The sequence below is a fragment of the Enterobacter sp. MALB-1 genome (genome assembly GCF_041021625.1).
GTDB classification, from domain to species: Bacteria; Pseudomonadota; Gammaproteobacteria; order Enterobacterales; family Enterobacteriaceae; genus Enterobacter; species Enterobacter oligotrophicus.
In genome coordinates this window covers 1,603,621-1,617,704 of the sequence record NZ_JBDPJL010000001.1, presented here as the reverse complement: position 1 = coordinate 1,617,704, position 14,084 = coordinate 1,603,621, and the positions used below count along the sequence as shown (strand labels likewise).

The 14,084-nt window shown below is 53.3% G+C and carries 11 protein-coding genes; 2 read left to right on the top strand and 9 right to left on the bottom strand.

Annotation, left to right across the window (positions count from 1 at the left end):
• Nucleotides 1-65: 65 nt before the first annotated feature.
• The 7 genes from mglC to ABGB15_RS07680 all read right to left on the bottom strand — a co-directional run bounded on the left by mglC (nt 66) and on the right by ABGB15_RS07680 (nt 8,259).
• Entirely contained in the window at nt 66-1,076 is a 1,011-nt protein-coding gene (gene mglC, locus ABGB15_RS07710) for a galactose/methyl galactoside ABC transporter permease MglC (protein WP_152081627.1), read from the bottom strand.
• A gap of 15 nt (nt 1,077-1,091) precedes the next feature.
• The gene (mglA, locus tag ABGB15_RS07705) at nt 1,092-2,612 is read right to left on the bottom strand and encodes a galactose/methyl galactoside ABC transporter ATP-binding protein MglA (RefSeq protein WP_152081628.1); all 1,521 of its coding nucleotides are present in this window, start codon (nt 2,610-2,612) and stop codon (nt 1,092-1,094) included.
• A gap of 79 nt (nt 2,613-2,691) precedes the next feature.
• Entirely contained in the window at nt 2,692-3,690 is a 999-nt protein-coding gene (gene mglB / locus ABGB15_RS07700; RefSeq protein ID WP_008500923.1) for a galactose/glucose ABC transporter substrate-binding protein MglB, read from the bottom strand.
• 295 nt (nt 3,691-3,985) lie between these two features.
• A complete protein-coding gene (gene galS, locus ABGB15_RS07695) occupies nt 3,986-5,008 on the bottom strand; it encodes an HTH-type transcriptional regulator GalS (protein WP_215722356.1) in 1,023 nt (340 codons plus the stop codon).
• A 155-nt stretch (nt 5,009-5,163) separates the two neighbouring features.
• A complete protein-coding gene (yeiB, locus tag ABGB15_RS07690; RefSeq protein ID WP_152081630.1) occupies nt 5,164-6,321 on the bottom strand; it encodes a DUF418 domain-containing protein YeiB in 1,158 nt (385 codons plus the stop codon).
• 18 nt (nt 6,322-6,339) lie between these two features.
• The gene (gene folE, locus ABGB15_RS07685) at nt 6,340-7,008 is read right to left on the bottom strand and encodes a GTP cyclohydrolase I FolE (protein WP_042320272.1); all 669 of its coding nucleotides are present in this window, start codon (nt 7,006-7,008) and stop codon (nt 6,340-6,342) included.
• 102 nt (nt 7,009-7,110) lie between these two features.
• Entirely contained in the window at nt 7,111-8,259 is a 1,149-nt protein-coding gene (locus ABGB15_RS07680; protein ID WP_152081631.1) for a YbfB/YjiJ family MFS transporter, read from the bottom strand.
• Nucleotides 8,260-8,397: 138 nt separating this feature from the next.
• Between ABGB15_RS07680 and fghA the strand changes: the two genes are divergently transcribed.
• On the top strand, nt 8,398-9,234 hold the full coding sequence (gene fghA / locus ABGB15_RS07675; RefSeq protein WP_215722358.1) for an S-formylglutathione hydrolase: 837 nt from the start codon (nt 8,398-8,400) through the stop codon (nt 9,232-9,234).
• Between the two features lie 260 nt (nt 9,235-9,494).
• Nucleotides 9,495-11,480 carry a ligand-gated channel protein gene (locus ABGB15_RS07670; protein WP_215722359.1) on the top strand — a complete coding sequence of 662 codons (1,986 nt, stop codon included), beginning with the start codon at nt 9,495-9,497 and terminating at the stop codon, nt 11,478-11,480.
• Nucleotides 11,481-11,534: 54 nt separating this feature from the next.
• On the opposite strand, the gene ABGB15_RS07665 is transcribed toward ABGB15_RS07670, so the two are convergent.
• A complete protein-coding gene (locus tag ABGB15_RS07665; protein WP_215722360.1) occupies nt 11,535-13,004 on the bottom strand; it encodes an amino acid permease in 1,470 nt (489 codons plus the stop codon).
• 181 nt (nt 13,005-13,185) lie between these two features.
• Nucleotides 13,186-14,052, bottom strand: coding sequence for a DNA-binding transcriptional regulator YeiE (gene yieE, locus ABGB15_RS07660; RefSeq protein WP_215722361.1), 867 nt, complete (start codon nt 14,050-14,052; stop codon nt 13,186-13,188).
• Nucleotides 14,053-14,084: the final 32 nt, after the last annotated feature.

The window sequence follows — 14,084 nt, the reverse complement described above, 5'->3', positions numbered from 1 at the left end:
GAGCCTCTCCTGCAATGGGGCACAAAAAAACCCGCATCACGCGGGTTTTTTCGTTATTCAGAATCTTATTTCTTACGTGCGTACTTCAGTGAATCCAGCGCAACCGCGAAGATAATAATCGCGCCTTTGATAATGTACTGCCAGTACGGGTTCACGCCGATGTAGGTCAGACCGTAGTTGATAACGGTGAAGATGATCACACCGGTCACCACACCCAGCACCGTACCCACGCCGCCGCTGAAGGAGACGCCGCCAACCACACAAGCGGCAATCGCATCCAGTTCGTACATAAAGCCGAGGTTGTTGGTCGCAGAGCCGATACGTCCCGCTTCCAGCATCCCGCCGAAAGCGTAGAACACGCCTGACAGGGCATAAATCATCAGCAGATTCAGGGCAACATTTACCCCGGAGACTTTCGCCGCTTCCGGGTTGCCACCGATAGCGAAGATGTTTTTACCGAAGCGGGTTTTGTTCCACAGCACCCAGACGAAGGCCACCGCAATCAGCGCATAGAAAGTAATGTACGACAGGCGGAAGCTGCCCAGCGCAACGAACCCCTGCGTGAAGGTCGAGAAGCCGCTGTCGAAGCCAGAAATCGGGGATGCCCCCACGAAGTCGTAATAGAGGGAGTTGATCCCGTAGACGATGATCATCGTACCTAACGTGGTGATGAATGGCGTCACGTTCAGGTAAGCAATGATAATACCGTTAATCAGACCAATCACCGCGCCGATAGCGCACACAATCAGGATCACCACGAAAATCGGCATGGTTGCCATTTCCGGGAACACCTTGTTAGCGTTTTCCATCGACTGCAGCAGCGTTGCCGCAATAACCGCCGCCAGACCGACCTGACGCCCTGCAGAAAGGTCCGTCCCCTGGGTGACGATAAGCCCTGCCACGCCCAGCGCGATGATGATACGCACGGAAGACTGGGTCAGAATGTTACTCAAGTTCAGCAAACTTAAGAACGTAGGGTCCTGGAAAATAATAATGGCCAGTAACACTAAAAGAACAACGTAAATACCGCCTTCTTTCAGATAAGTGAGAAAACTTTTTTTATTTAACGCACTCATGAGGAGCCCCTGATCTTAAAGGTGCAAAGACGCAAGACGCAAAATTTCGTTTTGCGTTGTCGTTTTGGTGTCAACAATACCGGCAACGAGACCATTGCTCATAACCAGAATACGATCTGTGATCCCTAACAATTCCGGCATTTCGGAAGAAATAATAATGATCCCTTTATTCTTTTTAGCCAGCTCAGCAATCAACTGATAAATCTCAAATTTTGCACCTACATCAATACCACGGGTAGGTTCATCCAGCATCAGAATTTCCGGTTGGGTTAACAACCAACGACCGATAATAACCTTTTGCTGGTTCCCCCCCGAAAGCGAACCGATTTGTGTACGGTGGCCCGGTGTTTTCACGCGCATAGCGTCAATAACCCACTGGGTATCACTCTTCATGCGGGAATTATCCAGCAGACCCACTTTATTTTTATAGTTGCGAATATTCGAGATTAACGAGTTAAAATTAATGTCGAGATACGCATAAATCCCGGTCGAGCGTCGCTCTTCCGTCACCAGCGCAAAACCATTATTAATGGCTTCGTTGGCGTTGTGGTTATTAATTTTCTTGCCGTGCAGCGTAATCGTACCGCCCGATTTTTCACGGATACCAAACAGGGTCTCCACAATATCGGTACGTTTCGCCCCCACCAGCCCGGCAATGCCCAGAATCTCGCCTTTGTGCAGGTCGAAGGAGACATCGCGAATGGACGGCTGGCGCAGCGACGTGAGGTTACGCACCTCCAGAATCACTTCACCCGGCTTGTTTTCTTTGTCCGGGAAGCGCTGGTTGAGGGAACGGCCCACCATCATGGCGATGATCTTGTCCATGTCCAGCCCTTCCAGCGGCTGGGTGGCAATCCACTGGCCGTCACGGAGGATGGTAATTTCGTCACACAGCTGGAAGATCTCTTCCATTTTATGCGAGATATAGACAATGCCGCAGCCGCGATCTTTCAGCTTACGAATAATGGTAAAAAGGTGGTTAACCTCTTTTTCCGTTAATGATGATGTCGGTTCATCCATGATGACAATTTTGGCATCATAGGAGAACGCTTTGGCAATTTCGATCATCTGCATCTGAGAAACGGATAACGTCCCGACGCGGGCGCGCGGATCGATATCAATATCCAGTTCATCGAAAATAGCTTTGGTGTCGCGATACATTTTATCCTGATCGACAAAGACACCTTTGGTTGGATAACGGCCCAGCCACATATTATCCATAACCGAGCGTTGCAGTACCAGGTTCAATTCCTGGTGAACCATTGAGATACCGTTTTCCAGCGCTTCTTTCGCTGAATGGAAATCGATCTCTTTCCCCTGAAAAAGAATGCTGCCAGAATCTTTTTGATAGATCCCAAAAAGACATTTTAATAATGTTGATTTACCCGCCCCGTTTTCACCCATTAAGGCATGAATAGAGTGGGGACGAACTTTTAAATTAACATTATCGAGTGCCTTAACACCGGGAAAAGACTTGTTGATACCGCTCATTTCCAACAAGTATTCACCGGACGACTGAGTATTTGTGCTGACCATAATTATACCTTGTTGGCCTCGCATATCGCGTTATAAAAGGGCGCAACGAATTGCGCCCAGTGGAGACATGTCGATTAACTTATTTACCGATAAACTCAGCCAGGTTGGACTGGTCTACGCCCACGTAAGGTACGCGAACGATTTTATTGTCGATTTTCCAGTTGGTGCCATCAGCTGCACCTTTGCCATCGGCCAGGTTTTTCGCCAGATCAAAGGTCGCTTTCGCCTGGTTGTTGGCATCGTTCAGAACAGTACCGGCCATCGCACCTGACTTAACGAGCGCCAGTGCTTCTGGCAGAGCATCCACACCAAATACAGGAATGGACGATTTGTTGTGTGCTTTCAGCGCTTCGACTGCACCCATTGCCATCGCATCGTTGTTGGCGATAACCACTTCGATTTTGTTGGCGTTAGGGCCGGACAGCCATGCGTCCATCTTATCTTTCGCCTGAGCGGTATCCCACATTGCCGTATCCAGCGCTAACTGCTGGGTTTTCAGGCCCTTGTCGTTCAGCTCTTTGATAACATAAGTGGTACGGGCTTCAGCATCCGGATGGCCTGGCTCGCCTTTCAGCAGAACAAACTGGATCTGACCATCTTTGTTCAGGTCCCAGTTCGGGTTCGCCGCCCAGTGTTTAGCGATCAGATCGCCCTGGATAATACCGGACTCTTTGGAGTCAGTACCCACGTAATACGCTTTGTCGTAGCTATCCAGCGCTTTACGCGAAGGTTCTTTGTTGAAGAAGACGATTGGCACGTTCTGGCCACGTGCTTTCTCAATTACTGTGCCTGCCGCTGCCGGGTCAACCAGGTTGATTGCCAGCGCTTTCACGCCTTTTGCCAGCAGAACATCGATCTGGTCGTTCTGTTTGGACTGGTCGTTCTGGGAGTCATTCATCAGCAGCTGAACGTCTGGCGCTGCCTTAGCATCTTTCTCAATTGCTTTACGCACAACAGACATGAAGTTGTCGTCGTATTTATAGATAGTCACGCCAATACGGGTATCCGCAGCGTGCGCTGCTGCACCAAAAAGCATGCTTGCCATTACAGCAGACAGAGTCAACACCTTCTTATTCATGGTATCTCCGGTTTTTTTTATGCAGGGTAGTTCTTGTGAATAACGGACGGCGGGCAGGTGTTAATAAAACGTTACTGATCGCCGAAGTTCACTTATAAAATTTCTATCTTCCGTGTTCGGTAACGCTCCAGAAATGCGTTTTTTTGGTTGTTTACGGCGCGTTGGCTATAGTCAAAGTGAATAATCACCGTTACATAGCGTTTCAGCCCTTAAAACGCTGACATCATAGTCAGCGGCTTGTTAAGATACTGTGAATTTACTCACAGATTGAAAACGGTTACATCACCACATGTAATCAGTTAGTGATCGGAACCACAATTTGTCGAATGGATACCGAGTGACGACGCACTAAAGTCGGCATGAAACAGTGCGTTGCACCGGGATCTAACTGCCCTGCCGCTCCCTGTAACGCCAGTTCTGTTGCCAGTTTTGCCATCGAAGCAATGGGGTAACGCACTGTGGTGAGCTGCGGGTCGGTGTAACGGGCGATGGGGATGTCATCGAAACCAATCAACGACAAATGCTGTGGCACCGCAATACCGTTATCTTTCAGGGCCGTGAGTGCCCCTGCCGCCATGCTATCGTTATAGGCAAAGACCGCAGACAACTGCAGATTGCGGCCCAATAACTCTACCATTGCCGCTTCACCGCCCTGCATATCTGGCGTACCTGTTCCCACCCAGCTCTCAAGCGGCACGATGCCCTGCTCTTTCAGGGCATTTTGCCACCCTTCGCGGCGCATCGTGTCGTCTTCAATATGATGGCTGGAGGCCAGATAACCGATGCGCTGGTGTCCATTATTGATCAGCATCCGCGTCGCCATCATCGCGCCGCTGACATTGTCCAGCCCTACGCAGCGATGGGCGTAACCTGGCACAATGCGGTTGATCAGCACCATGCCGGGAATTTGCTCCATAAACCCGGCCAGTTCTTCATCGCTCAGGGCTTTCGAATGGACAATCAACGCGTTACAGCGCTGGCGGATCAGCACTTCGATGGCATGACGCTCTTTTTCCGCTTCATGATAGCTGTTCCCGATCAGCACATACTTATGATGCTGCTGGGCGACAACGTCCACCGCTTTAACCAGTGCACCAAAAAACGCATCTGATACGTCCATCACCACCACGCCAATGGTGTCGCTGACCTGCGTCGCGAGCGCCTGGGCATTAGCATTTGGCCGGTATCCCAGCTGGGTGACGGCTTTCATTACGGTTTCACGGGTTTCAGGGCTGACCAGCGCGCTGTTGTTCAGCACGCGAGAGACGGTAGCAACAGAAACACCCGCCTGACGGGCGACGTCACGAATGGTGATCATATTCACCATCCTTCAAAGGATTGCAGCAACTCACAGATACCCCCTGTGTTTAGCAAGGTGGCTATTTTGGCAGCGAGAGAAAAGGGACTACGTGAAGAAGCTCACACGGATGAAAACGCTTACATCCGTTTTGTTAATGATTGTGATCCAGATCGTTATCTGGATGTATTACTCAATGATACACCCGAAGCATGTGCGGTTAATCGCCGCCACACCCACTCCAGCGGCCCCTGGCGGAAAAAGCGTAGCCAGATAACGGAAAACACCACGTTAACAACCCAGACCGGAATAACGAACGCCAGCAGCGTAAGCCGGTCGAATTTCATAAACAGGCCGAATCGATAGAAAAGCGTGGTGCAAATCAGCGTCTGCAAAATGTAATTGCTTAACGCCATACGCCCGACGCAGGCGACGGCACTGACGATCCACAGACGTGAGAGCTGCGGCCAGAAGCCATAAATGAGCGCCGCGTAGCCAATGGTCTGAAACGGTGCGCTCAGCTCGCGTGGCACCTGCAGCAGGAACGCACACCAGCGATAGTCCCAGTGAATATGCCACTGGGTGATGATGGCCGGAAGGTTAATCAGCACGCCCAGCAGAACCAGACCTGCGCCCGTGCGGCGATAGTGGCGCAGGCTAAATTCGCCTTTCAACCAGCCGGTACGCATCAGGGACGCGCCCATCAGCATCATTCCCGCCAGTTGCCAGCCGTACTGAGCACCCAGCGCCAGAAGATTATCCCCCAGCATATCCGCACGGTTACCGATCGCCTCTGTTCCGCCTTTCAGTTTCCAGAACTGTTCATACTGAAGGTTTGCCGCATCCGGTATCCATGAACGGTTAGTCGCATCGCCGGAGATAAGCCCCAACAGCAGTAATACGCCAAGCCCCATGACATAGAGCATCACGCCGGTATTAAACAGGCTTTTTACGCTATGCGCATCGCGGATGAGCCGCCAGCAGATCAGCCCCACCAGCCCATAGGCGAGCAGAATATCACCATCCCAGAAAAACAGGCCGTGAATAAAACCGAGGATCACCAGCAGCGTCAGGCGAGACTGTATCCAGCGCGTGCCGCGTTTAAGCAAAAGCTGAAGACCTGCGCCAAACAGCAGTGCAAACAGGGTGAGGAATTTGACCTGAGCAAAGAGATCGAGGATCGCCCACGTCCAGGCATCGCTACGGGTAATGTCGCCATACCAGGCAGGATTGAGATAAGCCGCCTTCGGCAAACCGAAGGCGCTGATATTCAGCAGCAGGATACCGAGAATGGCGACGCCGCGAACAAAATCGAGCGTGACGTTTCGCTCCATGGTCCCTGCCCTGTCTGATTAGTTATGGTGACGCACGGCGCGCAGGAACTCCTGGCGGGTGTTCTGGCTGGATTTAAACAGACCGCCCAGCGACGTGGTGGTGGTCGCACTGGTGGCATCACGCACACCACGCGCTTTTACACAATAGTGAACCGCGTCGATAGAGACCGCCACGTTATTGGTGCCCAGCAGGGTTTGCAACGCGGTGAGGATCTGCTGCGTCAGGCGCTCCTGCACCTGTGGACGCTGCGAGAAGAACTGCACGATGCGGTTGATCTTGGACAGGCCAATCACCGTATCTTTTGGAATGTAAGCCACGGTCGCTTTACCATCAATAGTCACGAAGTGGTGCTCGCAGGTGCTGGTCAGCGTGATATCGCGCACCGTCACCATCTCATCCACCTTCATCTTATTTTCGATAACCGTGATTTTCGGGAAATTGGCGTAATCGAGGCCGGAGAAGATCTCGTCGACATACATTTTTGCGATGCGGTGCGGCGTCTCCATCAGACTGTCATCGCTCAGATCGAGATTCAGCAGTTGCATGATCTCGGTCATGTGCCCGGAAATCAGTCGCTTACGGGTTTCATTATCTAACTCCTGAACCGGCGGGCGCAGCGGTGTTTCAAGGCCGCGTGCAACCAGGGCTTCATGGACCAGGGCAGCTTCTTTACTGAGTGATGACATTATTTTCTCCTGCAGGTGTGGCGTCTTTTGCCCTCGTTGTGGCAAAAGTGTGCGCTCATTGTGCGTGAGGCGGCGCACATAATCCAGTATTCACGACGATAATTATTGCAATTGCTGTTGCCTTTCGGCCTGACGGTTCCAGACCAATGCGCCGCCGATAAACAGCGCCACGCCCGCCAGCCCCAGCGCAGGCTCCAGCCGGTGCGTCAGCCAGGTCGATAAGGCAGAGGTTACCGGGCCAACCAGCTGGCCGATGGCATAACCGGTGGTGAGCAGTCCGGCCATATAGCGCGTGTGGCTCGGTGCCAGCTCGCGACCATATAAAAGAGAGAGCTGTACGGCACACAAGAATCCGCCGCCGACCAGCAGGCCGCCCGTCAGCAAACCGCCAATCCCCGGCAACAGCCAGGCGGCCAGCACGCCAGCGCCCTGCAACCACAGGACAATCGCCAGCCTGCGGTTAGACGTTGAGGTGTGGCGCAAAACAATGCTGAGAGCGATGCCTGCCACCGATGCCGCACCAAATATTGGCCAGACAAACTGGGCAAACAGGCTGCCAGGAAAACGGGCCGCAGCCATTTGCGATAAGAATGTCGCCGGAAGGATATAACCAAACCCGGCCAGGCTGTAGCTCCAGACCAGACGCTTTAGATCCGCCGTCAGCACCAGCGGCTCCGGTGCAGTGCCTGGCCGATGAAGTTGCCCTGCGCGTGGCAGATATCGCGCCACCACGGCAACAAGCACCAATGCCAGGACGCCATAGATTTGCCATGCGGCCCCCGCCGACAGCGCTTTCGCCTGAATATAGACCGCGAGCAGCCCGCTCAGGGCAATACCCGCTCCAGGCCCGGCAAACACGGCGGCACTGAGCCCCGGTTTACCCAGTTGCCCCAGCCGCTCGTTGGTCCATGCGGCAATTAATACCATTGACCAGCCGCTCATGCAGCCGATGACAAAGCGCAGCAGGCCGTGAACAAGGGCGTTATCCGCCACGGCGGAGAGCAATGTGAGCGCCACCGCACCAAAAATCCCCAGCCAGAGGCGGGTTTCAACGAAGCGATGAGCCCGCATGGCATCCCATGCCCCTACCAGATAGCCCAGATAGTTCATCGCCGCCACCAGTCCCGCGCTGGTAAGCGTGAGTTGTCCGGCAGCAATCATCAGCGGCACCTGAGGCGTAAAGGCAAAGCGCCCTATCCCCATCGCCACCACCAGAACCACAAAGCCACTGAGCGCGATTCGCAGCGCCATGATCACTCCAGTTGTTAAATAAAAGTTAATTTATGATGCAGCATCTCGCCGCCTTGCGAAAGTGAAAGTTGCTCACAGGTAAATGAAAACTCTGTATTATGGGTTTTATGAATAGCAAATCGCACTGAGGAGCCCTGCATGGAACTGCTCGAAGAGCATCGTTGTTTTGAAGGCCGACAGCAGCGCTGGCGGCACGACTCCACCGTTCTGAACTGCGCCATGACGTTCAGCATTTTTCTGCCGCCGGCCAAAGATGGCGTTAAGCCTCCGGTTCTGTTCTGGCTGTCGGGTTTAACCTGCAACGACGAGAATTTCACCACTAAAGCCGGTGCGCAGCGCATTGCGGCGGAGCTGGGCATTGCACTGGTCATGCCAGACACCAGCCCGCGCGGGGATGATGTCGCCGATGATGCCGGATATGATTTAGGTAAAGGTGCCGGGTTCTATCTGAACGCCACCCGTCAGCCGTGGGCGAGCCATTACCGTATGTACGACTATGTTCGCGACGAACTGCCTGCGCTGGTGCAAACGCAGTTTGACGTCAGCGAACGCTGCGCGATCAGCGGCCATTCTATGGGCGGACACGGCGCGCTGATTCTGGCGCTGAAAAACCCAGGAAAATATACCAGCGTGTCAGCCTTTGCGCCGATCGTGAATCCAGCGCAGGTGCCGTGGGGGCAGAAAGCGTTCGCGAATTATCTGGGTGATGATGCGGAAAAATGGCAGGCGTGGGACAGCTGTGCCCTGTTGCTGGCAAGCGAGGCGAAAGATGCGATTCCGACGCTTATCGATCAGGGCGATGCAGATCAGTTCCTCGCCGGTCAGCTACAGCCTGCGGTACTGGCTGAAGCAGCACGCCAGAAAGACTGGCCGCTGACGCTGCGTATTCAACCCGGCTACGATCACAGCTACTACTTTATTGCGTCCTTTATTGAGGATCATCTCCGCTTCCATGCGGAGCATCTGTTCAGATAAAGGCCCTCCTGCTATGCCCGGTGGCGTTTCGTTTACCGGGCCTTCTCCCCTCTTACATTCTTTACATTAATCTATCCGTTTGAATCCGCGCTATTTTCTCGCCACACAATCAAACACAAATGATTTCAATTATCATTTGTGTTTACAATTCTACATTCTTTTGTACAATTCCACATCACAAAGAGTTCTTACAAGACAAATACATACAGTTCTCAGGGTTATCCCGATGGAGTTTTTTCATTTTTATACGGAATGTACAAATGACTATACCTCGCGTTAAGGCACTGGCCGTCGCCATTGGCGTCGCCACACTTCCCCCATTCGTTTACGCAGCCGATCAGGATACCGTTGTCGTCACCGCGACGGGTTTTGAACAAAAGATCCAGAATGCTCCCGCGTCAATCTCCGTCATTTCAAAACAGCAGATTGAAGATAAGGCTTATCGCGACGTCACCGATGCGCTGAAAGATGTGCCGGGCGTCGTTGTAACCGGCGGTGGCAGCAGCAGCGATATTAGCATCCGCGGCATGGCTTCCCAGTACACGCTTTTCCTGGTCAACGGTAAGCGTATCAGCACCCGAAGCACCCGCCCGAATAGCGACAACTCGGGTATCGAACAGGGCTGGCTGCCGCCGCTGGAATCCATCGAGCGCATTGAGGTTATTCGTGGGCCAATGTCTTCCCTCTATGGTTCTGATGCGATGGGCGGCGTAATTAACGTCATCACCAAAAAAGTATCAAATACCAAAGCCTGGACCGGCTCATTGCACGGCGATGCCACATTCCAGGAAAACAGTGATTCCGGTGATATTTTCCAGACCAACGCCTACGCCTCTGGTCCACTGATTGACGGCCTGCTTGGGGCAAAAGTGACGGGGCTGCTGTCACGTCGCGCAGAAGATAAAATTGAGAACGGCTATAACGAGCAGAAGATGCGTAACGGTGGCATCACGCTGAACTTCACGCCGGACGAGCAAAATGATTTCGACCTCGATTTTGCCCGTGAACTTCAGGACAGGAACAGCACGCCGGGTATGTCAAAAGCGGAAGAAACCTGTCGCGGAAATACCTGTACGCCAAACACCAAAAGTGAAACGCGTTACGAACATACGACCTGGGCTTTAACCCACAGCGGTTATTACAGCGACTTCAATACCACCAGCTATATCCAGCAGGAAGAGACCAATAACCCGGAACGCGAAATGCGTTCTTACAACACCACGTTCAACAACCAGAACCAGATCTTCCTGGGCGATCATACCCTGACGCTGGGTGGACAGTATCGCTACGAGAAACTGCGCGATAACGGCAACCAGCTGGAAGCAGCCGATGGGCTGAATAAGCTGACACGCTGGAGCTGGGCGCTGTTTGCCGAAGATGAATGGGCAATGACCGATACCTTCACGCTGACCGGCGGTCTGCGTATGGATAAAGACCAGAACTACGGTACGAACTGGACGCCACGCGGCTACGGTGTGTGGCATCTGGCCGATCAGTGGACGCTGAAAGGCGGGGTTTCTGCGGGCTATCGTGCGCCGGATCTGCGCCAGTCTTCTGCGAACTGGGGCCAGGTCACCGGTGGTGGACGCCTTGACGGTATTATCGTCGGTAACCCGGATTTGAAACCCGAAAAGAGCCTGAGCGAAGAGATTGCCCTGCTCTGGGATAACAACGACAACCTGAACGCAGGGGTGACGCTGTTTAATACCGACTTTAAAGACAAGATCACCGAAGTTCGCCGCTGTAACAGCAGGTCCGATCCCGCGTGTACTATTGGCGACTACACCTATGATTTCGTCAGCGACCGTGTCAACGTCGATAAAGCTAACATGCGCGGCGTGGAATCCACCTTCGGCTGGAAAATCACGCGAGATGTGAACTGGACGGCAAACTACACCTATACGGAATCTGAGCAGAAAAGCGGCCAGTTCTCCGGCAAACCGTTGAACAAAATGCCGAAGCATATGTTCAACACCACCCTGGACTGGCAGGCAACGCCGGACGTTGGCTTCTGGAGCCGTCTGAATCTTCGTGGCAAAACCTCTGAGTACCTGAGCCGTACCTCTATGTCTCAGGGCACGCCTTCTTATACTCAGGTTGACGTTGGTCTGCGCTACAACGCGAATAAGAACCTGCTGGTTACTGCCGGGGTTTACAACGTGCTTGATAAGCAGATTGATTACGACACCTATGACACCGTACTTGATGGCCGTCGTTACACTGTTGGCATGACGTACAGCTTCTGATCCTCATACAAAAAAGCCCGCTCAACTGAGCGGGCTTAAAGAGAGGAAGTGCGGTTATTGTTTAAATCGTTCCGGGAAATCCATTTCACTGTAGCGAACGAAGTGCGTGCCTTTCACCAGTTTGTAACCAAACCAGATAGCCAAAAACAGCGGAATACCAATGTAGGTCGCCATCACGCCACCCCAGTCGATGGTATCTGACAAGAACGCCTCGTAATTCTGACCAAGCGTAATAATCAGGCACAGCACGAAGGCAAAAATCGGCCCCAGCGGGAAGAAACCTGAACGGTACGGCAGGTCATTCAGATCATGCCCCTGCATCACATAGCCGCGGCGGAAACGATAGTGGCTAATAGCAATGCCCAGCCAGGCGATAAAGCCCGTCATCCCGGAGGTATTCAGCAGCCACAGGTACACCGTCTGATTACCGAACATTGAGGTCAGGAAGCACAGACCGGCAATCACCGTAGTGGCATACAGCGCGTTGCGCGGCACGCCGCCGCGAGACAGTTTCGAGAAAATGCACGGCGCTTTACCGTCGCAGGCTAGGGTGTAGAGCATACGGGTGGACGCGTACATGCCGGAGTTACCCGCAGAGAGCACCGCCGTCAGGATAACCGCATTCATCACCGCCGCCGCAGAAAGCAGACCAGCATGCTGGAAGACCAGGGTGAACGGGCTAACGCTGATGTCTTTCACATCATTACGCAGCAGGCTTGGATCGGTATAAGGGATGATCAGGCTGATAATCAGGATGGCGAACACGTAGAACAACAGGATACGCCAGAACACCTGACGCACCGCGCGCGGAATGTTCTTCTCCGGGTTTTCGGATTCACCGGCCGCGATACCAATCAGTTCGGTTCCCTGGAAGGAGAAGCCAACAATCATTGCCACGCCAATCATCGCCGAGAAGCCACCGGCAAACGGCGCATCGCCTATGGTCCAGTTGCTCCAGCCCGCCGGTTCAGTGCCTTTGAAAATACCAACGATCATCGCCACACCGACGACGATAAAGATGATGACGGTTGCCACTTTAATCAAAGAGAACCAGTATTCCGCTTCACCAAAACCGCGAACGGAGATGTAGTTCAGCAGGAAAATCACGGCCAGGAACAGCGCACTCCAGATCCAGCCTGGCGTATCCGGGAACCACCAGGTCATCACCAGCTGTGCGGCGACCAGGTCAACGGCGATGGTTACCGCCCAGTTGTACCAGTAGTTCCAGCCCAGTGCGAAACCGAAGCCTTCTTCAACGTATTTTTGACCGTAGGTTGAAAACGAACCCGACACCGGCATATATGCCGCCAGTTCGCCCAGACTGGTCATCAGGAAATAGACCATCAGGCCAATCAGGATATAAGAGAAAAGTGCCCCACCAGGGCCTGCTGCCGAAATGGTTGCGCCAGAGGCAACGAAAAGACCTGTACCGATTGAACCGCCGATGGCGATCATCGTCAGGTGACGCGCCTTGAGTTCGCGACGTAGCGCGGGCGCTTCTGTGGTTTTAGTTTCTGAAACCATGTGAAAATGCTGTCCATCTAATAAATGAGGCGCGATTGTAGCAGACGATAAGCGTTCCATCTGGCAGAAATACGCAGTTATAAGAGAGCTTCATGACTCGGCCAGGATTATAAGTAAAGCAGAAAAAGCGGGGTGAAAAGTACGAGTAGCCCCGGAAAGCGAAGCGCCACCGGGGAGTTTTTCAGATTTCACAATAGCGCAAAAAGCGCTGCAAAGAACTGGAAAGATGTTTCTGGCGGTGATGAATGCACCACAGCGTGCGCACCAGTTTCGGCAACGGAATCGGGATTTCAACCAGTGTGCCGGCCTCAAGCTGCTCGACAATCACCCGGCGAGAGAGGCAACTGATCCCCAGACCGTGGCGTACCGCGTGCTTGATGGCTTCGGAGTTCCCCAGTTCCATCCCAAGCTGGAACTGCGGCAGGTGCGACAGCAGCAGGTAATCGACAATTTCACGCGTACCGGAGCCTTGCTCACGCAAAATCCACTGCGCCTGTGCCAGGCGCTCCAGCGTGACTTCGCCCTGTAATAATGAAGAGGCCGGTGACGCGAACACCACCAGTTCATCTTCCAGCCAGGGCTCTGCAATGATATCCACGTTATGGCATGGCCCTTCGATCAGGCCAATATCCACGCGGAAATCGATCACCGCGTTAATCACATCCTGGCTATTACCGACACTCATCTCCAGCGGCAGGGTCGGGAAATCCCGGCGATAGCGGGCAATCACTTCCGGCAGGATGTAGTTCCCAATCGTACTACTGGCATAAACACGGATCGCACCGTTGTCTTCGCGGAACAATTGTTCTATTTCCGTCGCCTGCTCCAGCAGCGCCAGTGCGCGCGGGTACAGCAGGCGGCCATGTTCATTGACCACCAGCCGCTTCCCTACCCTGTCGAAAAGCTGCACGCCGAGCTGCCCTTCAAGATCGGTTAACGCGGCGCTGACCGCAGACTGCGAGAGAGCCAGCATCTGCGACGCCTGTGTCGTCGACCCGCTCTTCAGCACCTCGGCAAAAACTTCCAGCTGACGCAATGTAATGTGCATGATTGCTTACCACTTATAAAGATTGATTATAA

Coding starts and splice junctions, on each gene's coding strand:
- mglC (WP_152081627.1), bottom strand. CDS start 1,076: ATGAGTGCGTTAAATAAAAAAAGTTTTCTCACTTATCTGAAAGAAGGC.
- mglA (WP_152081628.1), bottom strand. CDS start 2,612: ATGGTCAGCACAAATACTCAGTCGTCCGGTGAATACTTGTTGGAAATG.
- mglB (WP_008500923.1), bottom strand. CDS start 3,690: ATGAATAAGAAGGTGTTGACTCTGTCTGCTGTAATGGCAAGCATGCTT.
- galS (WP_215722356.1), bottom strand. CDS start 5,008: ATGATCACCATTCGTGACGTCGCCCGTCAGGCGGGTGTTTCTGTTGCT.
- yeiB (WP_152081630.1), bottom strand. CDS start 6,321: ATGGAGCGAAACGTCACGCTCGATTTTGTTCGCGGCGTCGCCATTCTC.
- folE (WP_042320272.1), bottom strand. CDS start 7,008: ATGTCATCACTCAGTAAAGAAGCTGCCCTGGTCCATGAAGCCCTGGTT.
- ABGB15_RS07680 (WP_152081631.1), bottom strand. CDS start 8,259: ATGGCGCTGCGAATCGCGCTCAGTGGCTTTGTGGTTCTGGTGGTGGCG.
- fghA (WP_215722358.1), top strand. CDS start 8,398: ATGGAACTGCTCGAAGAGCATCGTTGTTTTGAAGGCCGACAGCAGCGC.
- ABGB15_RS07670 (WP_215722359.1), top strand. CDS start 9,495: ATGACTATACCTCGCGTTAAGGCACTGGCCGTCGCCATTGGCGTCGCC.
- ABGB15_RS07665 (WP_215722360.1), bottom strand. CDS start 13,004: ATGGTTTCAGAAACTAAAACCACAGAAGCGCCCGCGCTACGTCGCGAA.
- yieE (WP_215722361.1), bottom strand. CDS start 14,052: ATGCACATTACATTGCGTCAGCTGGAAGTTTTTGCCGAGGTGCTGAAG.